General features: G+C 43.3%; 21 protein-coding genes. 13 read left to right on the top strand and 8 right to left on the bottom strand.

Features of this window, described 5'->3' with window-relative positions:
• Window positions 1–16 precede the first annotated feature (16 nt).
• From ABD894_RS05690 to ABD894_RS05680, 3 genes are all read left to right on the top strand, one after another.
• A complete protein-coding gene (locus tag ABD894_RS05690; RefSeq protein WP_345210024.1) occupies window positions 17–1,279 on the top strand; it encodes a YeiH family protein in 1,263 nt (420 codons plus the stop codon).
• 126 nt (window positions 1,280–1,405) lie between these two features.
• Window positions 1,406–1,771, top strand: a complete 366-nt coding sequence (locus ABD894_RS05685; RefSeq protein WP_345210023.1) for a hypothetical protein — start codon at window positions 1,406–1,408, stop codon at window positions 1,769–1,771.
• A gap of 95 nt (window positions 1,772–1,866) precedes the next feature.
• A complete protein-coding gene (locus ABD894_RS05680; protein WP_345210022.1) occupies window positions 1,867–2,397 on the top strand; it encodes a ferritin in 531 nt (176 codons plus the stop codon).
• A gap of 7 nt (window positions 2,398–2,404) precedes the next feature.
• On the opposite strand, the gene ABD894_RS05675 is transcribed toward ABD894_RS05680, so the two are convergent.
• Window positions 2,405–2,671, bottom strand: coding sequence for a (2Fe-2S) ferredoxin domain-containing protein (locus ABD894_RS05675; RefSeq protein WP_345210021.1), 267 nt, complete (start codon window positions 2,669–2,671; stop codon window positions 2,405–2,407).
• A 180-nt stretch (window positions 2,672–2,851) separates the two neighbouring features.
• Here ABD894_RS05675 and ABD894_RS05670 point away from each other — a divergent pair, with 180 nt between their 5' ends.
• Window positions 2,852–4,069, top strand: coding sequence for a sterol desaturase family protein (locus ABD894_RS05670; protein WP_345210020.1), 1,218 nt, complete (start codon window positions 2,852–2,854; stop codon window positions 4,067–4,069).
• Window positions 4,070–4,078: 9 nt separating this feature from the next.
• Here the strand turns inward: ABD894_RS05670 and ABD894_RS05665 are convergent, their stop codons facing one another.
• Complete coding sequence (locus ABD894_RS05665) at window positions 4,079–5,275, bottom strand: PAS domain S-box protein (RefSeq protein ID WP_345210019.1); 1,197 nt, start codon at window positions 5,273–5,275, stop codon at window positions 4,079–4,081.
• Between the two features lie 286 nt (window positions 5,276–5,561).
• On the opposite strand from ABD894_RS05665, the gene ABD894_RS05660 reads away from it, so the two are divergent.
• Window positions 5,562–8,459: a DEAD/DEAH box helicase gene (locus tag ABD894_RS05660; RefSeq protein ID WP_345210018.1), complete on the top strand. Its 2,898-nt coding sequence runs from the start codon at window positions 5,562–5,564 to the stop codon at window positions 8,457–8,459.
• 110 nt (window positions 8,460–8,569) lie between these two features.
• On the opposite strand, the gene ABD894_RS05655 is transcribed toward ABD894_RS05660, so the two are convergent.
• From ABD894_RS05655 to ABD894_RS05640, 4 genes are all read right to left on the bottom strand, one after another.
• Window positions 8,570–8,734, bottom strand: a complete 165-nt coding sequence (locus ABD894_RS05655) for a hypothetical protein (RefSeq protein ID WP_345210017.1) — start codon at window positions 8,732–8,734, stop codon at window positions 8,570–8,572.
• A 292-nt stretch (window positions 8,735–9,026) separates the two neighbouring features.
• The gene (locus ABD894_RS05650; RefSeq protein ID WP_345210016.1) at window positions 9,027–10,466 is read right to left on the bottom strand and encodes a RagB/SusD family nutrient uptake outer membrane protein; all 1,440 of its coding nucleotides are present in this window, start codon (window positions 10,464–10,466) and stop codon (window positions 9,027–9,029) included.
• A 24-nt stretch (window positions 10,467–10,490) separates the two neighbouring features.
• A complete protein-coding gene (locus tag ABD894_RS05645; protein ID WP_345210015.1) occupies window positions 10,491–13,541 on the bottom strand; it encodes a SusC/RagA family TonB-linked outer membrane protein in 3,051 nt (1,016 codons plus the stop codon).
• Between the two features lie 339 nt (window positions 13,542–13,880).
• Window positions 13,881–14,573, bottom strand: coding sequence for a DsbA family oxidoreductase (locus ABD894_RS05640; protein WP_345210014.1), 693 nt, complete (start codon window positions 14,571–14,573; stop codon window positions 13,881–13,883).
• 236 nt (window positions 14,574–14,809) lie between these two features.
• On the opposite strand from ABD894_RS05640, the gene ABD894_RS05635 reads away from it, so the two are divergent.
• The 5 genes from ABD894_RS05635 to ABD894_RS05615 all read left to right on the top strand — a co-directional run bounded on the left by ABD894_RS05635 (window position 14,810) and on the right by ABD894_RS05615 (window position 19,111).
• A complete protein-coding gene (locus ABD894_RS05635; RefSeq protein ID WP_345210013.1) occupies window positions 14,810–15,289 on the top strand; it encodes a response regulator transcription factor in 480 nt (159 codons plus the stop codon).
• Window positions 15,290–15,402: 113 nt separating this feature from the next.
• The gene (locus ABD894_RS05630) at window positions 15,403–15,939 is read left to right on the top strand and encodes a DUF4199 domain-containing protein (RefSeq protein WP_345210012.1); all 537 of its coding nucleotides are present in this window, start codon (window positions 15,403–15,405) and stop codon (window positions 15,937–15,939) included.
• Between the two features lie 216 nt (window positions 15,940–16,155).
• Entirely contained in the window at window positions 16,156–16,659 is a 504-nt protein-coding gene (locus tag ABD894_RS05625; protein WP_345210011.1) for an RICIN domain-containing protein, read from the top strand.
• Window positions 16,660–16,677: 18 nt separating this feature from the next.
• The gene (locus ABD894_RS05620) at window positions 16,678–18,132 is read left to right on the top strand and encodes a PQQ-dependent sugar dehydrogenase (protein WP_345210010.1); all 1,455 of its coding nucleotides are present in this window, start codon (window positions 16,678–16,680) and stop codon (window positions 18,130–18,132) included.
• Between the two features lie 535 nt (window positions 18,133–18,667).
• Complete coding sequence (locus ABD894_RS05615; RefSeq protein WP_345210009.1) at window positions 18,668–19,111, top strand: hypothetical protein; 444 nt, start codon at window positions 18,668–18,670, stop codon at window positions 19,109–19,111.
• 341 nt (window positions 19,112–19,452) lie between these two features.
• On the opposite strand, the gene ABD894_RS05610 is transcribed toward ABD894_RS05615, so the two are convergent.
• Window positions 19,453–19,848 carry an iron chaperone gene (locus ABD894_RS05610; RefSeq protein WP_345210008.1) on the bottom strand — a complete coding sequence of 132 codons (396 nt, stop codon included), beginning with the start codon at window positions 19,846–19,848 and terminating at the stop codon, window positions 19,453–19,455.
• A complete protein-coding gene (locus ABD894_RS05605) occupies window positions 19,848–20,297 on the bottom strand; it encodes a VOC family protein (protein WP_345210007.1) in 450 nt (149 codons plus the stop codon). Before ABD894_RS05605 ends, ABD894_RS05610 begins: the two co-directional genes overlap by 1 nt.
• 247 nt (window positions 20,298–20,544) lie before the next feature.
• Between ABD894_RS05605 and ABD894_RS05600 the strand changes: the two genes are divergently transcribed.
• The 3 genes from ABD894_RS05600 to ABD894_RS05590 all read left to right on the top strand — a co-directional run bounded on the left by ABD894_RS05600 (window position 20,545) and on the right by ABD894_RS05590 (window position 23,694).
• Window positions 20,545–21,723 carry a DUF4185 domain-containing protein gene (locus ABD894_RS05600; protein ID WP_345210006.1) on the top strand — a complete coding sequence of 393 codons (1,179 nt, stop codon included), beginning with the start codon at window positions 20,545–20,547 and terminating at the stop codon, window positions 21,721–21,723.
• Between the two features lie 34 nt (window positions 21,724–21,757).
• Complete coding sequence (locus tag ABD894_RS05595) at window positions 21,758–22,576, top strand: alpha/beta hydrolase (protein ID WP_345210005.1); 819 nt, start codon at window positions 21,758–21,760, stop codon at window positions 22,574–22,576.
• Between the two features lie 101 nt (window positions 22,577–22,677).
• Window positions 22,678–23,694, top strand: coding sequence for a LacI family DNA-binding transcriptional regulator (locus ABD894_RS05590; RefSeq protein ID WP_345210004.1), 1,017 nt, complete (start codon window positions 22,678–22,680; stop codon window positions 23,692–23,694).
• Window positions 23,695–23,837 lie beyond the last annotated feature (143 nt).

Below are 23,837 nucleotides of genomic sequence, written 5' to 3'. Positions count from 1 at the left end.
CACATATTAAATTTTTATGTCAACTAATGAAAATAAGTTTACACTGCACGAAGACTGGACGGTTGTAATACTTGGCGCGCTTGTTATTATTCTCTCGCTTTCGGGCGTTTTGTTACCCGTTCCGGTTTTTAGCTGGGCCACCGGTGCCGATCTGGCCGATAAGGTGTTCAGTATAGCCAACCTTCGAATATTCGGCTTGCAGTTTTTATTTGTACTGTTAATAGCCGGTTTGGGCGCTTTGCTTACCGGTAAAAATTTAAAAAACTACCTGTTGGGCTTTCCGGCGGTGTATGTGCTTACTATTATCGCTTTAATAATTGCAGGCAGTAAAGAAGCCAAGGCTTTAAACCTGGAAGGGGTGATCTTCAGTTTGGGTTTGGGCCTTATCATCGGTAACTTTTTTAAGCTGCCCGAATGGTTTAAATCTATTTTAGCTACCGAATTATATGTTAAGATAGGCCTGGTGCTGTTGGGTACCAGCGTTATATTTTCAGATATTTTAAAGGCCGGTTCATTGGGACTTATCCAGTCGCTGGTGGTGGTTACTTCGGTTTGGTATTTTGCCTACTGGGTATGTAAAAAGCTAAAGGTTGATGATGAGATAACCATGATGATCTCCAGTGCGGTATCTATTTGCGGTGTATCGGCCGCCATTGCTACTGCTGGAGCTATTAAAGGCGATCCTAAGAAGTTATCTTACGTAATATCACTGGTGCTGATCACCGCTATACCTATGATGGTTTTTATGCCCATTATCGCGGCTTACTTCCATTTTCCGCAGCAGGTAACGGGGGCATGGCTGGGTGGTAGTATTGATACTACCGGTGCCGTAGTTGCATCAGGCACGCTGGTAGGCGAGGAGGCATTGAAGATCAGTACTATTGTTAAGTTCTCGCAGAACGTACTATTGGGTTTAGCTGCTTTTGCTATCTCTGTTTACTGGACGTATACCAAGCACCCTGCAGCAAAAGATGCCGACAAGAAACCAACCCTTAAAGTGATATGGGAACGCTTCCCCAAATTTGTGATAGGCTTTATCGCGGCATCACTGCTCTTCTCTTTCTTTTTACCCGAAACCGCTATAGCCGAGGTAAAAGGCAGTCTGAAAAATTTGCAGGGCCTATGGTTTGCGCTGGCCTTTACCAGCATTGGTTTAGAAACCAACTTTGCCGACCTGTTTAGCCGCGAGAACAAGAAACCTTTATACGCTTTCCTGATAGCGCAGGGCTTTAACGTGGTGGTAACACTGGTAATTGCCTTTGTGTTGTTTAACAAATAGTTAGCTATGCATGCCTCCGGTTGTATAAAACAATTGGAGGCATGTTGATAATTTCTTTAGATTAATTCTCGATAGTGTTTGGATTTAATCTAAATAGTGTTAGTTTTGCATTACACATTTAAGTTAATGCAGGTAAGAGAAGTAGTAGCAAGCACAAATTGGACAGATGTATTCGCCACCAACGCGGGGGCTATTTACCAATGTGATGCAGAAAATTGCTGGTATATTGATTTTGCAGGCAAAGTAGCCAGGTTTGATTACCGCTGCCTCATGAAATTGCGCAAAGCAGTTAACAACATCGATATTGAAGGTCTTCTTTTAGATAATACCAAATCGCCCGATCTGGAAATTATATTTATTTGCGCTTGTGATGATACCTACGTGTTAACCCTTACCGAGATCATCAAATTTAAAGAGTTATTGCAAGGTACTTTCGTGATGCTGGACCTGAATCACATCATTTACAACAGACTGTATAGGGTTGCCGTTTAACTATACTTAGATTGTTTCCATATTGTTAATATTTGGTTGCTTTATTGTATATAGCACTATTTTTGTATTGTTATAAATGATTAAACAATCAGATCATGAAAGATATTATCAGAATAAAAAGTTTACTATCTACCGAGATAGAAACTGTTTTAAATCAACAAATTAAAAAAGAAGCAACTTCTTCATCTATATATTTAGCCATGGCTTCATGGTGCGATCGTAACGGTTTTGATAACTCAGCTGACTACTTTTTTAAACAAGCTGAAGAAGAAAGACAACATCAGCTTAAATTTTACAAATACGTACTTGATATGGGCGGTACCGCTATATCACCTGAAGTAACCAATATCAAAATTGAATACAACTCTTTCCGCGAAGTATTTGAGGATGCTTTAGATCAGGAGATCAGCGTAACCGAATCAATCAAGAACATTGCAGGCCGTTGCTACAAAGAGCAGGATTTTGTAACTCTTGAATTTTTAAACTGGTTCTTTAAAGAGCAACGCGAAGAAGAGTACAAGGCCCGCCGCGCGCTGGAACTGTTCGAAATTATTGGCGAACAAGGTACAGGCAACTGGGAAATTGACAAACACGTTGGCAAAATTCACTATAGCAGCGAAGCTTAATACTCCGCTACTTTTCCATAATGCCGGCTAAAAGCCTGAGCACTTCCCTTTCAGAATATTCTTTTAACCAGATATTATCTGGTTGAATGTTACAGACCGGTGCAAACTTGCACCGGTCTGTGCATTCTATACGTACCACTTCTACTTCGTATTTTCCCTTCACATGTTTCACCATGCTGCTGGCCATCTTATAAAGATCTTTCCCTCCGCGCTTACCGCACTTGCTCCCGGTGCAAACGTATAACACCTTATCTGGCACTTCAAACTTCCCCATACTACAACAAAGTTAGTTAAACGTATCAACAATAATAAATTTTAAACCCTGAGCGTTAATAAGATGTCCAATTAAAAATCACACTTTTTATAAATTTGACAAGTATTGATTTATATTTGACGGTTTTTTAGGTGAACTGTTTGCCACAAAATTGCCCATGACAAACGAAAAATTGACATCATGAAGCTCAATATCCTCGCTTTTGCAGTACCGCTCTTCGTAGTATTTATGCTATTGGAGTATTATGTAGCGCGTCGCCGAAAGATGCAGTTATTTGATCTGCACACTTCAATTGCCAATGTAAGTATTGGTATAATGGAGCGCCTTACCGATGTGCTTACAGCAGGCACCTTCTATTTTGTATACGATTATCTCCAAAAGAATTTCGGTATTTTCGACATAAAGCCCGGCGTAGCCGTTTGGATCCTGCTTTTGCTCGGTACCGATTTTATATGGTACTGGTACCACCGTCTGGCGCATGAGATGAATGTGTTTTGGGCAGTACACGTGGTACACCACCAAAGTGAAGATTTTAATTATACAGTATCGGCACGTATCACGCTGTTTCAGGCTATTGTACGTACCGGTTTTTGGTGCGTGCTGCCTATTATAGGTTTCCCGGCACCCATGATTACTGTAATGCTGCTGATCCACGGTTTATATCCTTTCTTTGTGCATACGCAGGTAATTGGTAAGCTGGGTATACTGGAGTATTTTTTAGTAACCCCATCGCACCATCGTGTACACCACGCCTGTAACGATCAGTATCTGGATAAAAACTATGGCGATGTACTCATTATTTGGGACAAACTGTTCGGTACTTTTGAAAAGGAAGATGAAAAACCTGTTTACGGCTTAACGAAGCAACTGCACACCTACAGCTTTTTATGGCAGCACTTTCATTTTTTAGTAGAGCTGTGGCTTACGGTTAAACAGCAAAAAACCTTTAAGGATAAATTTAAAGTAGTATTCGGCAGCCCTAACCTCATAGACCCTGAAGTGCGTGGCAAGGCCGAAATAATATTCGGTATTGAAGAGCACCACGAGCCTTTACAGCAACGCCTGAGCAATTATGTGGTGTGGCAGGTAATAGTGATGCTGGTGGCATTATTTGCCTTTATATTGTTTGAACACCAGTTTGGCTACAGCGCCAAATTCCTGTTTACATCGTTTACCATACTTACGCTTATTAATTGCGGCGCTATAATGGAGCAAAAGCAATGGATCTTCGCGGTGGAGTTTTTACGCATGCTGGTAGTAGGTAGCGCTCTTTGGCTGTTTAATGCCGATTACCATATCGTTACCTTCTTTATCGTTACCGCGTTATTGCTGCTGGTATTGTTCTACCGTACGGTAGAGGAACGTTATCTTTCGGTAGTGTATACGGTTAAGGAATAAGCGGGCCAACTATTCAGCCTGTTTATTCTGCTCAATGGTATTGATCTTGGCGGTAAAATGCCGCACTATATTGTCGAGGTCTTCCACGCATGATACCAATACATCCACATATTCATCTTTTTCTTCGCGACTTGAGGCATGTTTGGAGAGTTCGGCAAGGGCGAGTATAGACGCTACTGGTTTCCTGATCTCGTGCGATGTCATCCAGGCTACTTCATTTAACAAGGTGTTTTGATGTTGCAGCTTTTCCTGGTAGGCCTTTTTCTCGGTAATATCTACCTGTATAGTAATAAAACCACTTAACCTGTTATCGGTAACAATAGGGGTAATGTTCACTTCAACCCAGTATTTCTCACCCGTTTTGGTGTAGTTCAATATCTCTACCTTGGTATAACGCTCGTTTATAATGTCCTGCTGAATGGCATTAAATGCTTCTGCCGAAGTTTCCGGTCCGTGTAGTATCTGGCTGGGGCGCTTGCCTGCCATATCTTCCAGTGTATAACCCGTGCGTTTGGTAAAAGCCGGGTTTATCCACGTTACCAAACCATTCTTATCAGTAATGATCACCATGCTTTTTATTTTACTCATAATATCCAGCAGGTGCTGGTTTTCCTGGCTCGTTTTGGCAAGGGTATCGCGAAGCTCAATAGTTTGTGTAATGTCCTGTACGGTGCCTCTTACGAGGTAGGGTAAGCCATCTGCATATTCAATTTTGGCAATTTGTTCTACAAACAGTACTTGCTCATCGCCTGTAATGGCACGGTGCACCAGCCGCAGGTTGGTATGGTTGGTAACGGCGGCGCTGAATTTGTCCCTTACCAGTTTAATATCGTCGGGGTGTACATAATCAGCCACGTCGGTAACGTCAAAATCGCTTTTGTGGTTTGCTATTTTAAGTATACGGCGCAGTTCTTTTGATATCACCATCCTGCGTTCGGTAGGGAAATATTCCCAGCCGCCAATATGGGCCAGCTCTTCGGCATCGGCTATAAACTTTGTCTTTTTTAACAGTAGCTTATTATTGCTTTTCACCATGGAGTGCAGCAATACCGATATTACTATCATAAAGAAATACCCCTTGTATAAATTTACCTGTTGCAGGGTAGTTTTATCGTCTATAAAATAAAAAGCCAGCGCGTCGCTTAGCGTTACCCACAATAAACCTATAAATAAAAAGATCAGGCTAATTCGTAATGCACCAGACATAATTTGTTTTTCAGCAATGATAAGATAGTTGGCCGAAATATAGCCAAAAGTTGTAAACTATCTTTTTCTAATTAAGAAAAACGATTTATCAATTATTAACCCATGGCGTGTATAACAGGCATAATTATCATTTTGTTAAAAATTTACAGCCTTGCATTCAGTAATTTAAACAGACGGCCGAGAAATGTTTAAAAAATATTAACGCCAAAAGTTTTTTTTGAGATAAATTCTATTTACGTTTGAATTTTTTGTTGATGTAGCTTGCATTAATTTTTAATATAAATTGATGTTACGCGTAGATAGTACCAAGCCCTGCCAAATAATTTATGCCATTGCAAAGCATGAATACCTGGGCTATGTTATTGAACCGCATATTGTTCAGCTAAACCCCAACGGCGAGTTTTCGCTAACCCACCAGCGCTTATTCAGTAATACCGCCAAAGAGTTTGTACACTGTATTGATGAGGTTGATATTAAGCTGGTTAAGGTGCTTGAGGAGATGGAGCAGGGCAATGTTATTAAAAAGTATTACAAAAAGCCTATCCGTCCGTTCGAGTTTTTCTCTAAGATATTTAACGAGCAACTATACGATGTTATACGCCCTAAAATGGAGAAGCGTATGGCCGAAGCGTTGGGCTTATTAGGCACTAAAGAAATTTACCTGATGAGCAAGGAGGGCTACCCGGCCGAACGCAAGTTGCACATTGCGGCAGAAGCGGCTTCGGTGCTGTTCCATTTCAGGCGCGATGATACCGAGATCCGTTATTTCCCTACCATCAAATACCAGGGAATGCGTATTGAGTTTATGTTTAAGAATGCCGAAGTTATATGTAACCACCCGGCATGGATGCTGCTTGATGATACCCTTTACTTTTTTGATAAGGAGATTGAGGGCAAAAAGCTGGTGCCTTTCCTTAACAAACGCTACATCGCAATACCGCGCTCGTCAGAGCAATCGTACTTTGAGCGCTTTGTTGCCCCGCTGATAGAAAAACACAACGTATACGCCGAAGGATTTACCATTAATACCGAAAAGTACGATGCCAGGCCGGTGCTTAAACCTATTTATATTGAAGGCGGTACTTCGCAGCTGCAATTGTATTTTAAATATGCCGGTTATATTTTCCCTTACGGGGATGGCAGGCATGTTTCGGTACGTATTGAGCGTAATGGCGATGAGTACCTTTTTCATCGCATAAAGCGTTCCTTAACCTGGGAACGTAATAAAATGACTCTACTGGAGGAGAAAGGCCTTAAAACAACCTCTTCTCTGTTCCAAAACCTGGAGGTGGCCGCGGCCGATGATGAGTCGGCAGATCAGTCGTTTTCGGTATTCGAGTGGATGAACCATTACCACGATCAGCTGATTGAAGAAGGCTTTGAACTGGAGCAGCCCGAAGGGCAAAAACGTTACGTTTTCGGTAATACCAAAATTGATTTGGAGGTAAAGGAAAATAACGACTGGTTTGATATCAACGCCGTTGTTTATTTCGGACCGTACCGCATCCCGTTCATCGAACTTAAAAACCATATTTTAAACAATAAACGGGAGTTCACCCTGCCATCGGGCGAGATCGCTATAATACCCGAAAAATGGTTTTCGCAATATGGTAACCTGCTGCACTTTACCGAGGGGACTAACGAACTTAAATTGCGCCGCCATCACATAGGCCTGGTAAACGAACTTGCCGAAGGCGAAATGGCGCACGTTACCATGAACCGTAAGCTGCAAAAGCTGAACGATTTTGAAGAGCTGGAAGAAATACCCATGCCGGTTGATTTTGCAGGCACACTGCGCCCGTACCAAAAGGCGGGTTACAACTGGTTCCACTTTTTAAAGCAATACCATTTTGGCGGTTGCCTTGCCGATGACATGGGTTTGGGTAAAACCATACAAACGCTGGCACTGCTGCAAAAAAATAAAGAGGATATAGAGGCCACTGGCGGTAAAAGTACATCGCTGCTAATAATGCCTACCTCACTGATATATAACTGGCTTAACGAGGCTAAAAAGTTCACGCCTAAGCTTCGTATGATGGTGCACACAGGCACGTTCAGGTATAAATCGCCGGAGGTGTTTAAAAACTACGATGTAATTGTTACCACCTATGGCATCAGCCGGATAGATATTGAACTGTTTAAGGAGTACTTTTTTGATTATGTGATACTGGATGAAAGCCAGAATATCAAAAATCCGTCGTCGAAATCGTACCAGTCGGTTAAGCAACTGCGCTCACGCTTTAAGCTGATCTTGAGCGGCACCCCGGTAGAAAATTCAGTGAATGACCTGTGGACGCAAATGTCGTTCATTAACCCCGGTTTACTGGGTTCGCAGCAGTTCTTTTTAAACGAATTTGTAAACCCTATAGAACGCAAAAAGGAAGAAGACAAAGCCCGCCGATTACAGGCGCTGATAAAGCCTTTTGTAATGCGCCGTACCAAGGAGCAGGTAGCTACCGAACTGCCGCCAAAAACCGAGAACCTCTTCTACAGCAAAATGAGCGAAGAGCAGGCCGAGGTGTACGAAAAAATAAAATCAGAATACCGCAACGAGTTGCTGAAAAGCATTGAGGATGGTACTTACGCCAAACAGCAGATACAGGTATTGCAAGGACTTATCAAGCTGCGCCAGATAGCCAATCACCCCATCATGATAGATGATGATTACGAGGGCGATTCGGGTAAGTTTGAAGATGTGGTGCATACACTGGCTAACGTGCTGGAGGGCGGGCATAAGGTGCTCATTTTCTCGCAGTTTGTGAAACAGCTGTCTATTTACCGTGCCTATCTGGAAGAAAAGGGGACACCGTTCGTATATCTCGATGGCAGCACCCAAAATCGGGGCGACGTGGTGAAACGTTTCCAGGAGGATGAAAAAACACGGGTATTCCTCATCTCTATAAAAGCGGGTGGGGTAGGCCTCAACCTAACCCAGGCAGATTACGTGTTCATCCTCGACCCATGGTGGAACCCCGCTGTGGAACAACAGGCTATTGACCGTACACACCGCATTGGCCAAACCAAAAACGTGTTCATCTATAAGTTTATCACCAAAGATACTGTAGAAGAGAAGATACTTGCCCTGCAACAACGTAAGCTAAGTGTGGCGCGTTCGCTCATTACTACCGAAGAGAGCTTCATCAAGTCGCTGTCTGCTGAGGATATTAAGGAAATTTTAGGCTAAGGATAAAGAGAGTAGAGGTAACTGAAAAATAGTTGACCAGGCTGTTTGCTGCCGGCCTGATCAACCTTTGTAGTGCATTATTTATACAATGCCATAAACTTTTGTAGCGTTTAGCAATAAACAGTGGTTTTATGAGGTGCCACAACAGCTGTTGATTTTTTGTAGTGTTTTGTCGATTTGCAACGTGGTTTAGGATTGTCGCGCTCTGAACTATCCGGACTGTACGAGTATGCGAACATACTTCCGGCTGCAGCTATAATTATAAACTTTTTCATGTAAGGGTTGATTTATTTAAAGAGACGCACAAAAAAATTAAATGTTACACAAAGGGTGCGAAAAGTGATTTTCGCACATTTTTAAATGAGAGTCACGGGCATAAAAAAAAGTCAATCACCTCGCGTAACTGACTTCTTTAATTAACTATTAACTGACCAAATGTTTTAACGATAACTATCTGGTTCGGTAGCAAACATACTAAGATGCGATGCGGCGCTATATGTGAAAATCACCTATTCGCAACGGTATAATAACGATAGGGCCTAAACCCTACCGTTAATTGTGCTTGTATTAATACCCTGTATTTTGCGAAATGTTTTTATTGGCGTTAATTTCTGCCTGTGGTATAGGCAACTGGAACAACTTATCCTTAGCGGCTACGGTTTTTACGCTGGCAGGTATACCTGCGCCATCAGCCTCGTCGCCAAAATTAGAGCGTTGTACAGGCAGGTTCAAACGTTTTAAATCAAAAAACCTTGAGCCTTCAAATGCCAGTTCAAGCCTGCGTTGTAACAATATGGCGTTATATAAAGCCGTGCCGGTTTCGTTAGCCGTAGCCGGATCGAAGTTGGTATAACGGTTGCTGCGCAGCTTGTTAAGCGCGGTAAGCGCGTCGCCTTGTTTGCCTAAGTTATACTCCGCTTCGGCAAGGTTAAGATAAACTTCGCCCATACGTATTAGCTTCACATCCACCACATCGGCATCACCTGCTTCGCGGCCATTGTACTTGTATACGTAGTAATAATCGGTTTCGTTATAGTTCGATTTATCAATGTAAGCGGCTTTACGTACGTCTTCATCCTGAAACAAATTGTAAAAAGCGAAGTCAACACTGTATTCAGGTATTACGCCGTTAGGGCTGCCTTGTTTGTAGCCTACGCCTATAGGGTCGTTATCAGCATCAAGGTTTTTAAGTTTAAGAAGTACATCTTTCTCGGTCTTATCTAACCATATATCAGCAAAGCTTGTTGTATCGGCTAAATCATTCTTTCCATCTACATTGGTAATGGTGCGGTTAGCTGCATCCGCTGATTTTTGCCAGTCGCCCATATATAAATATATTCTCGAAAGCAAACCCTCAATCGCAGGCTTTGTAAAATGCCCCACCGGATTATCCGCTGCAATTAAACCTTCAGCCTTAACCAAATCAGCTAAAACCAAATTATAAGTTTGTTTGAGTGGTGTGCGCGATGGCAGCAGCGTATAATCTGTTGAGGTAACAAATGGTATACCCGGATCGGCATCAGTAGCTGATGTGTATGATTTCGCGTAAACCCGTAACAGATCAAAGTGCGCCAAAGCCCTTATGGCTAAAGCTTCGGCCTCTATGTTATCTCTGAATTCATCTTCGGGCAGTTTGTTTAAATTTTCAAGTACAAAATTGGTGCGTAAAATGGTTTTGTAGGCATCGCCCCAAATATCCCAGGTATTGCTGGCTACATATTTATAATTGAAGAAACGCGATTGCGATTTACGTCCGGATTGGTTAAGTATCAGGTTGTCGGCCAAAATATCCGGCGTGCTGATCATACCGCCGTTATCCTGTCCGCCATAATAAACCGAACTTCTTAAAGCGACATAAGCGCCACTTATTGCGTAGGTATAATCTTCGGGGGTTTTAAATGTATTTTCGTAAGGTATAGCGTTGTGCGGTTTCTGATCTAATTCTTTTTTACATCCGCCTGCAATTAAAAGCAGCGCTGCCGATGCGTATATATATATCTTTTTCATCTTTATTTCTCTGTTAATGGATGGTTAAAAGGTTAAATTAACTCCAAAGGTGAACTGGCGGGTGTTAGGGTAACCGAATAAGGTTGCCTGGCCCGGTATGGTTGTGGTAAAGCTTTCACCGCTGCCTACACCCACTTCAGGGTCGCCAAAAAAGTGATTAGGGTTAATGGTAAGCAGGTTTTGGCCTGTAACAAATACCCTTAAACCCTGTACTTTATATTTTTTGGTGATCTCGGCCGGAATGGTGTAAGCCAGCGTTACGTTACGCAGCCTGATGAATGATGCTTTTTGCAAGTACAGGTCGGTATCGTAAGTGGTATTGTTTGGGTCGGCTTTTGGCAACAGGGTTTTGTCTCCCGGTTTCTTCCAGTAATTTAAAGCCTCTTTAGCCTGGTTAATGTATACTTGGTCGCCCCATGCTACTAAGGTTTCTTTATTGTAATTAAACACATAGTTACCCAAAGTGTAAGTGAAATCGGCAGACAGATCAATGCCTTTATAGCTTACATTACTACCAAAACCACCAAAGAATTTAGGGTTAGGGCTTTTACCTTTCAGTATAACGGCATCATCGCTTGAGTAATCTTCAGTGATGTTGCCATCCTTGTCATAATACTGCGCCGCGCCTGTTTCTGAATTTACACCCGCGTACCTCACCAGCTTAAAGGTATTGATAGCGTAGCCCGGTTTAACCACACCAAGGTTGTTGGCATCTACAATTTCGGTAGAACCGTTGTTAAGTTCGGTAATTTTGTTGCGGTTGTAGTTGATGTTGCCATACACGGTCCATTTTACCTCTTTGTTGCGTACTACATCAACGCTGATGGCCGCGTCGATACCGCTGTTGTTCATTGAACCAACGTTTTTGATAACCGATTTATAACCTGTGGTTTGTGAAAGCGGTACATCCAGTAACAACGAAGTGGTATTCTCATTATAATAATCTAATGAACCGGTTACCCTCGAAGTAAACAATTCAAAATCGATACCGATGTTACGTTTCAACTTTTTCTCCCAGGTAAGATCAGGGTTAGGCAATTGCGACGGGAAAGCGGTAAGCAGGTTGTTGTACTGCCCGAAAGTAAATAAACCCAGCGATTGATAATTGCTGATACCGCTGAAGTTACCGGCAGTACCGATAGAGCCGCGCAGTTTCAACACGTTGATCCAGTCAACTGATTTTAAAAAGCTCTCTTCACTTACCAGCCACGATAAACTGGTTGAGTAAAAGTTACCATATTTGTTGTTCTCGCCAAACCTTGATGAACCATCGCGGCGTAAACTACCGGTTACAAAATACCTGTTCTTGTAGTTATAGTCCAGTTCGCCTAATAATGAGCTGATGGTCCAGTTGGTTTTATTGGTGGTGTTAACACCTGTATTGGCAGCACCTGCGCTTTGGGTATCTACATAATCGCTCAGTACAAAGCCTTTCTTCTGTAAGCCATAGCTGCTGAACATGTCTTTTTGAAACTCCTGTACAGCAAGTATATTGAAATGGTGGTCGCTTTCTACATCAAATTTGTAGGTAGCCTTGTTCACCCAGTCGTACGAAAACTCGGTTGAGCCATTGTCAACCCTTGAACCGGGAGCTGTAGGGTCACCAATATATTGATCGAGTATCGAGCCCGGTTTAATGTAATTTTCGCGTTTGTAATCATCGTATGTCATACCAAACTGGGTAGATACATTCAGTCCTTTAATAGGATGAACATCCAAAGTGGTGGTATTATAACCGTTGATGTATTTCTGCGTTTCAGGGTTGTTCTTTATAGCCTCCAGAATCGGGAAGCCCTGGTTGGTTAAGTTAAAGGTGCCGTCGCTGGCGTAAACAGGCTCGTAAGTATTATAACCGTATACCGCGAAGAACGGGTTTTGCGCGTTGTAAATATCGCGCAACTCGTTCGTAGCTCTTTGGCCAAGGCTTAGGTTATTGCTTAAGGATAACCAATTGTTTACGTCGGTTTTCAGGTTGATCTTACCGGTATACCTCCTAAAGTCAGACCCCACGGTAATACCATCGGCATCATATTTTTGGAAAGATACGTAGTAACTGGTTTTGCCTTCGGCGCCGCTGATGGCAATTTGATGCTGCCTTATTTTACCGGTGCGCAAAATGTCGTTTTGCCAGTTGTGCGATTGACCGATCAGGCTATTCCAGCCGGCCTGTCTTTGTGCCGAGGTAATATTGAAAAGGGTAGCCGTGGTAGGGAAGTTATTATCAGCAAGGTAGGTGGTAAAATCGCCGTTCTCGTAACCCAAATCGTATTCGTATTGCAGCTTTTCGGCAGGCGACATCAGCTTAAAGTTATCAGCTATTTTGGCATTGGTGCCGTACTGAAAGCTATAAGTGATCTGGCTTTTGCCTGCAACACCGGTTTTAGTGGTGATCACCACAACGCCGTTTGAACCACGTGCACCATATAATGATACACCCGCGGCATCTTTCAGTATCGAAATGTTCTGAATGTCGTTAGCGTTAAGGGTGGTATAAACCTGCGGCGCTACGTCATCAGGTATTTGAACACCATCAACCACCAACAGCGGCTGCTGGCCAGCATTTACCGAACCCACACCACGTATGCGGATAAAGGCGTTAGCACCCGGGCGACCGTTTTCGGTAGTGATCTGCACACCGGCTGCTTTACCTTGCAACAGGTTATCAATGCTTGGTACAGGTTTGTCGGCCATTTCGCGGCCGTTAACTACCGATACCGCCGACGATACATCTGAACGGGTTTTGGTTTGATAACCGGTTACTACCACCTCAGAGAGCTGGCGGGCATCACTTACCAAAGCAAGGTTGATCTGCGTTTTGTCGCCAACGGGTACTTCGGTAGTTTTGTAGCCTATATAGGTGAATAACAGCACTGCCGATTCCGGCACTGAAATGCTGAAAGCGCCATTGGCATCGGTTTGGGTGCCGGTTGAGCTGCCTTTAATAATAACGGTTACACCGGGCAGGGGTAAGCCATCGTCGGCACCGGTTATGGTGCCCTTCACGGTTTTGTTTTGTGCCCATGCCGACGTAAATGCCAGCAGACAAAACAGTATAGAAAGTAATTTTAGTTTCATAGTGTTAATAATTATCAGTTAATAAATTATAGCCGTAAGGCCTTGCGAAGAATGGTTTGTGGTGTGGTTTAGGTAGGGTGATCTTTTGTCATAGAGGATTAATAGTTAATATAAGCGGATGATGTATACCCGATGTGGTAGTATTACATATATGCGTTAAATGTAATTGTAGCGAAAATGCTGCTATGCGGATATGCGATAATCACCCTTTTCACAGTTTTCGCACATCCGTGAGAAGCAAGTGATAAATAAATAGGTTTCTTTGTAAGAAAATAATGGGCACAAAAAAGCCGGATGCATTTGCACCCGGCTTTTTTTAGAAGCGGAGAATATTAAGTATTAGTTACAAACACCATCAGGCGTGCAAAAGCCACCATCGGTAGCTTCTGCTACCGGTTTTTCTTCGTCCCAAACTTTGTCCAGTACCTGTTTGAACACTTCGGTAGGTTGAGCGCCTGATACGGCGTATTTGCTGTTGAATACAAAGAATGGTACGCCTTGCGCGCCTACCTGGTTTGCCTGGTATTGGTCTTGCCGCACATCATTTTTATAAGTATCGCTTTGCAGCATGGTGCGTATTTCGGCAGCGTTTAGGCCGAATGAAGTGCCAATTTCTACAAGGGTTTCGGTATCGCCAATGTTTTTGCCTTGCGTGTAATAAGCAGCAAAAAGCGCTTCTTTTAATTGAGTTTGTACGCCATGCTCTGCTGCCAGATGCAATAAGCGGTGAGCATCAAGTGTATTATTGAGTATGGCTTTGTCGAAATCGTATTCCAGGCCAACTTCTTTAGCTACGCCGCTAACGTAATTGTTCATTTCGCGGGCTTTATCTACGGATACGCCTTTTCTTTTCGCCAAATATTCGCTTACCGATTGCCCTTCAACGTACTCCATATCAGGATCTAACTGAAAGCTTCGCCAAACTATTTCAACCTTACCTTTCTGATCAAAATCCTTCAAAGCGTTTTCAAACTTGCGCTTACCTATATAACAAAACGGACAAACCACATCCGACCATATTTCTACCTTCATCGTATACTTTTAAATTGTAACCTAAAGATACGCAAAGCCCGAAATTGTTTGGTTATGGCAATGTAAGGTTTGTGAGGGGAGGTTTCGGGTTCGAGGTTTCAGGTTCGGGGGATGAGGTCTTTTAGTTCGTATGTAAACTTTAAACTTTTCAGCTTTTACAGGAGCCCCGAACCTGAAACCTCGAACCTGAACACCAATAAAATTTCTTATTTTTGAGATAAGCCACTCAACTACACATGCAAACCAAACTCAATATATTCAATCGTAACAAGCAACTGATATTATATGGTATCTCGTTGGCTTTGTTGTTGTTTTTGCTGCGGTGGCTGGAGCTGAAGTTTATTATTATCGATAACGCCTTTGAAATTTACGCTGGCGCTATCGCGATAATTTTTACCGCTTTAGGTATTTGGCTGGCGCTAAAGCTGACGAAACCCAAGGTGCAAACAGTGATTGTAGAGAAGGAAATCTACATTAATCAAAACAACGATTTTGTACTGAACGAGGACGAGCTCAGTCGCTTAAACCTAAGTAAGCGCGAACTGGAAGTATTGCAGCTGATGGCCACAGGCCTGAGTAACGATGAAATTGCCGAACGTTTGTTTGTATCGTTAAATACCATTAAAACCCATTCGTCAAAAGTATTTGAAAAGCTGGACGTGAAACGCCGTACACAAGCCGTTGATAAGGCCAAAAAACTAAGCTTGATTCGCTGAAAAGCATCATGCTTTAGTACTAAACAGAGCGTTTTTAAGCAAAATCACCCTAAAGTATGAGCCCATTTACAAACCGATAGAAGACATTTGAGCCATCAAAAACATAAAACAACATGAAAAAAAATGTAATTGTATTTGGCCTTATTGCCGGTGTGATCGTATCGGTTTGGATGGCTATAACTACACTGAATTGCCACGACAGTAAAACGTTCGACCCGGGGAACAGCATGGTGCTGGGCTATGCATCTATGCTGCTGGCTTTCTCGCTGATATTTGTGGCAGTGAAAAATTACCGCGATAAGTATAATGGCGGAGTAGTAAGTTTTGGCAAGGCTTTTAAAATAGGATTCTTTATTGCGTTGATCGCTTCTACCATGTATGTATTGGTTTGGCAGGTAGAGTTTTTCTTTTTCGTGCCTGATTTTGCCGAGAAGCTATCCGAATACACCATAAAGAAAATGCAGCATGACGGCAGCAGCGCCGCCCAAATAGCCGCCCAAAGAATCAGCATGGCCAACTTTAACCAGAAGTACAAAAATCCGCTTTTCAATATGCTGATCACCTATGTAGAAATACTGCCCCTAGGTTTGATAGTCACATTAATAAGCGCCCTGATTTTGAAAAGGAAGAAAGGTGCTGTAGCTGTTTAGGGGTTTCAGGTTCCGGGTTCGAGTGGCTGTGTCGGTGTGAGGTTTCAGGTTCGAGTGGCGGGATTTAGGTTTCAGTGGCGAAAGAAAAATTGCTGGAAACTCAATCCTCACCCGAACCTGAAACCTCGAACCTGGTCACTGAAAATCCTCTTGCTCTTCTCGCTAAAACCATTTATATTAACCGTGTGTTATACGGTTAATTATATCTGCTTAAAAATGAGAAAAATACAATTGGTTCTAATCGCTTTGCTGTTCGTGGTTTCGGGCAGTTTTGCGCAGGATATTAAGGGGACTTACGCCATTAAAAACGTGAAAACAGGCATGATGCTGCGTATTAAAGATGCCAATGGTAAAAACGGCACACCGCTGGTAGCGTATTATCCCGAAAATTGGAAATGCATGACCTGGGATTTTAAAAATACCGGAAAAGGTACCTACCAATTACAAAACCTGCTCACCAAAAAAACATTCCAGCCTTCGGCAGATGCAGCTGCTGATGTGGCTTTTGAGGAACAACCTTTAGTTGCCGAAGCCGCGAACCAGCAATATGAGTTTGTGGAAGTGAAAAAAGGCAACTACCTCATTAAGTTAAAGGGTACTGAATTATACGTAACACCATCAGATGTTGAGGGCACTGTAAATTCATCTATCATATTGGCCAAAAAGAAGGATGCGCCTGAGCAATTGTGGACGATTTACAAGCAAAACCCAACCATGTAATTTTTATTACAGCTAATCATGAAGATAAAAAGGGGGATCATAGCTATTGGTATATTAGGTATCATAGCCAGCGCGTTTGTGTATAGCAATCAGCCTGTGGGGCAAAGTCTGCCGCCTGATGGTTTTAAAATTGATACCCTTGCCGAAAACCTGATAGTACCCTGGCAGCTTACTTTTTTGCCCGATAACAGCATGCTGTTTACCGAACGGGCGGGCCGGGTGCGTATTTATCGTAACGGAAAGTTGGTTGTTAGGCCCGTGTTTGTGGTAAGCGATGTATTTGCCGACCGTAAAACCGGCTTGCTTGGGCTGTGCCTGCACCCCGACTTTGCCAGGAACAAGTTTGTTTACCTTGCCAATAATTATACCGACAGCAACCGTAAAATGCGGCTGCGGGTAGTGCGGTACCAGTTTGGTAATGATACGCTGACTAATCCCTTTACTATTCTCGAAAATATCCCGGCCAATCAAAACCATACAGGATGCAGGTTAGTGTTCGGGCCGGATAAGAAACTGTACATCACCACCGGCGATGCCGACCAGCCGATGCAGGCGCAGGATTTAAAAGCTTACAACGGTAAAATTTTAAGGGTGAATGATGATGGCAGCATCCCGGCTGATAACCCGTTCGCTAAAAATGATACCGCGCGCAAAGAGATCTGGACTTATGGCCACCGCAATCCGCAGGGGTTAGCATTTCAACCCGGTACCAATATCCTCTATGAATCTGAACACGGACCAACAGGTGGCGACGAGATCAATATTATTGAAAAGGGTGCCAACTATGGCTGGCCGGTAATTCATCACCAGGATACAAGGCAGGACATGGTATCGCCGCTTTCGGAGTACACGCCTTCTATCGGTCCTTCGGAGATTTTGTTTTATAATAATAAGGCTTTTCCGCAATTACAGGGCAGTTTGCTGGTAGCCTGTTTACGCGGCGAATCGATACTCAAAATTCAGTTGGTTGATAATAAGGTAGCCAGTCAAGAAGTGTTGCTGAAAAAGCAATATGGCCGCATCCGCTCGTTGGTTACCGGGCCGGATGGTTATATCTATTTTTCTACCTCACTGAACGACCCACCCGAAGGTAACGGCCGCGAACATTACGATATGATACTGCGCATGCGCCCTGAGGGAAGTAGTAACGCGCCATTGTCGTCAACTAAGCTTGCCGCGAGTACCGATGTTGCCAACCAGGGTAAAAAGATGACTCCTGCGCTAATGTTTCAGCAGCTATGCGCAAGCTGCCACGGCGATAAACTGCAAGGCACCGAACGTACAAAAGGCTTTATCAATGGCTTTCAATACGGTGCCGACAGGGCTTCCATCATCCGCAACATTACCAACGGCATTACCGAAAAAGGCATGCCCGCCTGGAACGGCGCTATCAGGAAAGCTGATATTGATGGTATAGCGGCTTATATTATCAATAAAACACAAAAGGCACCGGTACGAAAAAAGCGGTATTAATGACGATTTTTAAGAGGCGACTTCCCGTCAGCAAACAGCTTCGGACGAAAACGGGCAGAACTGTGGTGGCCGGGAGCGCAATGGCGGGCATAGCGAACTTGTTGCATGTGAGTAGGAATAGCGGGGCGGGGCAAAAGTTCCAGCCCTAAGTTCTGCACGTTTTGCAGGGGGATGGCCTTGTGCGGCAAAGAAGCCTTTTGCTGGACAAGCCTTTTGTTGCTTTTGGGCTCAAAAGCAATAGGCCTCTGCGGCTATGAGCAGACTGACATTAATTACAGCATAAGCCCAGCCTAAGTAAGAATAACTTCGCTTCTTACAGCAACGATAACTCAATTTCTCTTCCCAACGAATTATCCATCAAAATATAAGTAATAGTCTATTTCAGTAAATGGGCTATGGTTATAATTTTAATTTTTCTCATACTAATCTATAAATCGGAGCATCCGGCTTGGGCGAGCCAGGCCGGATGCTTGTTTATCTTACCTCATGTATGTGCTTTTCTTTTTTTATCTTGCCTTAAATCCATCACGTACCAATGCAACGATTTTTTATCATTATACTGCTATTGGCAGGCTTTACGGTCAGCGCGCAATTAGGCAATCATCAAGCCAAACAAACCGAAAAAATACCTGCTTTTTTAATTGGTGATTTTGTAGATGATTACGGCATAAAGTACAGCATTAATGATACCCTTTGGCTGCAAAAGCCACGTTCAAAATTCCACATTATTAAATGGAATATTAAGGAGCAGTACCTGATAGCCCGTAACGATGACAAAAATCCCGGTGAAGGAGGCTTGTACACCCGCATCGATTTTATGCAGTTCAGCAAGATGGAACCCTGGCTTTGGGGCTATTGCCTGAGTGTGTACGATGCCCAAAACGATTCAATAGCCGAAGTTACCGCCCATGCCGACAGGCAAAACCCGAAGAGGGGTTGCAACGGTTACCCATTTTCGAGGATGAAGAGAGTACAGTAAGAAAAATAAAATAGCCTAATCTTATCATGTTAAAAAACAGGAACTTATTGATAGCTGCCTCCATAGTGCTCTTCTTGCTTGTGAATGCAAGGCCTTATTGGTCAAGTGTTTTAAGTTTAAGCAGCATAGTTGGCATAGTAGGATTAATAGCAACAGTACTTTTAGTATTTGTTATCTCCGGTGTATTGGCCATAGCAATTTTTTATGAGTCGCATTTTCTTATTAAAGAACAATTTCAGAACAAGCCAAGGTTTTGGCTCGTGGTTATAATGGTTGTTTCATTATCTTCGGTTATATGGAAGTTATTCAGCGTATCTAATTTCTAAGGTTATCTTTAAATCTCATACCCTTCTTTTCTGCCTATATAACAACTCATTTTCGGCAACCCGGGCCAATACAATCTGCTGTATAAGCTCAAGGGGTAAAGGTAACCGGAGCGTAAAGTGAATAGTTGACCCGGCAACCTTGATATTTTTGTGCTGCTTAAGTTCGCTTTGCATCTGTTTTAGCAGCGGCGGACTCATCACATACATACTGCACGAGTTTTTATTTACCCCCATACCCACCAGCATATACAGGTACTTAAAGCAGGGCACGCGGTAACTAATGGTTTCCGTAGCCTGCGGTACCAAACCTTTGATAATAGCGCGCAACTCGGTCAGCGTTTCGCGGAAAGCTTCGGGTTGCTGCGCTATATATTCGTCGATGGTTTTCGGTATGGGTGTATCGGTATTCATTATCCTTTGGCGGCGTCTTCTAAATCGCTGATGATAATTTTGTCCATTTGCATCATGGCCTGCATTACGCGCTGGGCTTTAGCGGCGTCTTTGTCTTGCAATAACTCAACCAGCCTGGTGGGTACTACCTGCCACGATAAACCGAATGGATCTTTCAGCCAGCCGCATCTTGATTTTTGGCCGCCTTCGGAAAGTTTTTCCCAATAATGATCAACTTCTTCCTGCGATTTGCAGTCGATAGAAAATGAAACGGCTTCGGTAAACGTGAAATGCGGACCGCCGTTGAGGGCTATAAATTCCTGGTCTTCCAGTTTAAAAGTAGCGGTTAACACATTGCCGCCGGCGCGGGTTACGCTGAATTTTTCGGAGTTTTTAAATACGGCGGTGTAAAAATCTATGGCTTCTTCAGCGTTGTTGTTAAACCACAGGAACGGTGTGATCTTTTTCATGGTATTAGTTTTTTGGTTAGTGAGGACGATTGTTTATTTGTTGTTGATTTACATTACAAACATACAAGCAAAAACAACAGCCGCGCAGGGGATAAAATGCCAACTTAAAGGGTTGATTGTGCCAATACTGTTACACGTCAATTTTTTCTGTACTCGATTTAGCAAAATCATAAACTTATTTTTTACTATTGCATTAAACTTTAAACCAATTATTTGCAATACCGGTAAACCCTACATCCCATCACCCATGAAAAAACATATTTGTGCCTTACTATTAGCGGCAACCATTAGTTTACAAGGCTACGCGCAAAGTGCCGACGACTGGCAAACCGTAAAATTTACCGTTGCCCAAGCCCCCGAATGGACTAAGCTGTTGAACCGTGGCGATGGTTGGTTTGGTGCCGATGGTATCTATACTATTCCGCTGAATGGGCAGGAGGGGAAGCCGGCCGGTAAAAATGACAAGACCCTGCTCATATTCAGCGATACCATGATAGGCACTGTGCGCGATAATACCCTTGCACCTGGTAGTCGCATGATCCATAATTCGGCAGCTATATTAAAGGGAAACGTGCCCGACGAAAAAGCCATACAGTTTTACTGGGATAAGAACGCAAAGAACGAAGCCGAGCCGCTGTTTGTACCCACATCACCGGCTACTAAAAAAGGCGAATACTTTTGGCTGGGCGATGGCTTTGTAAATAAAGATCAGAACAACAGCCTGTATATATTCGGTTACCGCATATTTAACGTTAGCGAAGAAGCATTTGGTTTCAGGGAAGTGGGCAACACGCTGATTAAGCTCAACGCTAACGATGTGCCTAAGTTTACCAATCAAAAACAGGAGGACACACCTTTGTATCTTTTAGATAACAAGGGCGATATCGGATCGTTCGGAGCGGGGATTTATGCCAATACCAAAAGCGCGGGCGCACCCGATGCCGATGGTTACATTTATGTTTACGGCGTTCGTGGCATGGCCAAGCAGCTTGTACTGGCACGGGTTCCGGCTAAAAGTTTCGACGATTTTAAGCAGTGGCGCTATTGGGATGGCAGCAACTGGCAAACTGATATTAACAGCCTGGTGAACATTACCGATAAGGTATCGAACGAATTAAGCGTTACCCGTCTTGCCGATGGCAGGTTCGCACTGGTTTTCCAGGTGAACGGCATGAGCCCTTTTGTGGGTATGAGGATAGGCAAAAGCCTTACTGGTCCGTTCGGGCCAATTATAAAACTGTGGGATTGCAGTAAAGATTTGGCCAAAAAAAGCTATACCGTATACAATGCCAAGGCGCATCCCACACTCTCAAAACCCGGCGAACTGCTGATCAGCTATAACATCAACTCGGTAGAGTTTTTAAAAGACCTGCAAGAGTATCCTAACCTTTATCGCCCAAGGTTTATCAGGGTGAAATTTGAATAATCATATTACCATCACCTCAAATGAAACTTACATAATGCTTAAGAAACTACTACCCATACTTTTTTTAGTTGCCGCAAGCGTCGGCGTTAAAGCTGCAAAGGTTGATACCGTGCTTACCCACAGTGATATTATGCACAAGGATATTAAAGCGGTTGTGATAACGCCTCAAACCTATAAAAAGAAAACGCCTTACCCGGTACTGTACCTCATGCACGGCTTTAGCGGTAACTATGCCGACTGGGTATCAAAAGTACCGTCAATAAAGCAACTGGCGGATGTGTATAACATGATCATTGTATGCCCTGATGGTGGTTTCTCCAGCTGGTATATGGATAGCCCTGTAAATAAGGATTGGATGTATGATACCTACATTTCATCAGAACTGGTAAAGTATATCGATGGGCATTATGCTACAATTAAAGATCGTGCCGGGCGGGCAATTACCGGTTTAAGCATGGGCGGGCATGGCGCTTTGTACCTCGCTATCACTCATCAGGATGTATATGGCGCTGCGGGATCAATGAGCGGCGGGGTGGATCTTAAACCTTTCGCTAAAGATTTCGGCATCAGTAATATATTGGGTAAGTACGAGGATAACCCCGATAGCTGGGCCAAACACAGCATAGTGGGTATGATAGATCAGCTTAAGCCTGATGTGTTAAAATTGACCATTGATTGTGGCGCAAGCGATTTTTTTATGAACGCCAATAACCAACTGCACGATTTGCTGTTAAAAGCCAAAATTGGTCACGATTTTACGGTTCGGCCCGGCGGGCATTCGTGGGAATATTGGGGTAACTCGGTGCAGTACCAGGCTTTGTTTTTTAGCCGTTTCTTTAACAAATTGAACTAAACCTGCCATTGAGGCGGTATTTTATTATATTGCATTAGCGATGTGTTACTGTACACATTTTGCTGATCATTACATTTACCATTAACTGATATAACCAAACCTTGAGCAAGAATATATCTATTGCTGATATTGCCAGCGCGTTGCATTTATCAAAAACCACCGTATCATTCATACTGAATGGTCGCGCCGAAGAAAAGCGGATAAGCGATAAAGTGGTTAAACGTGTGCTGGCTTATGTGGAGGAGGTAGGCTACCGGCCAAACTCATTAGCCAAAAGCCTGCGGACAGGCAAATCAAATACGATAGGGTTAATGGTGGAGGATATCTCGGGGCCGTTTTTTGCCAGCATAGCCCGCCTCATTGAAGATCGGGCTTATGAAAATGGCTACAAAATAATTTATTGCAGTACCGATAACAATACCGCCAAAACGCACGATCTGATAGGCATGTTTCGAGACAGGCATGTTGATGGCTATATCATAGCTCCCCCGCCCGGAATTGAAAACGATATTGCCGAACTACTGAAGAATGATTTGCCGGTGATCCTGTTCGACCGTTATTTGCCTTTGATAGATACCGACCATGTAATTGTTGATAATCAGTTTGGTACTTACAATGCCACTCGCCACCTTATCGAGCAAGGGTATAAAAATATTGCCTACATCACTTTTGCATCCACCCAAACCCAAATGACCGACCGTATGCTGGGCTACCATAAAGCGATTGACGAGCATAAGCTGAAGCCCAATGTTAAAGAGATAGTTTTTAACCGCAACGATGCCGAAGTGATAGAACCATTAACACACTTTCTGCAAGAAAATAAACATTTGGATGCCGTACTTTTCGGTACCGACCATATTGGTACCTGCGGATTGAAGGTGATCAATAAACTCGGTTTGAGGGTACCCAATGATCTGGCAGTGGCATCGTTTGATGATTATTCGGTATTTGAACTGTACACCTGTCCGGTAACCGCCGTAGCGCAGCCCATCACCGCCATTGCCGATAGTATCATCACCCTGTTGTTAGCCAGGCTCAATGCCAAAACAAAAGCACCGGTTCAAAAAATAACGCTGTCAACAGAGTTGATTGTAAGGAGCTCATCCAAGGCTAAGTAGATCAGCATATTGATCAACTTAAAAAGTGTTCGATGGATTGTTCGTTATGTCGACTGACCCCGGCATTGCTTCGCTCGCCACACCTCTCTCCGCAAGCGGAACGAGGGGCAATGTGTTTTTCGTTCCTTTCCCGCCCTCTTTGT

The sequence above is a fragment of the Mucilaginibacter gynuensis genome, assembly GCF_039541195.1.
GTDB lineage: Bacteria > Bacteroidota > Bacteroidia > Sphingobacteriales > Sphingobacteriaceae > Mucilaginibacter > Mucilaginibacter gynuensis.
The sequence above is the reverse complement of the archived record's forward strand: the minus strand, read 5'-3'. Positions and strand labels throughout refer to the sequence as shown.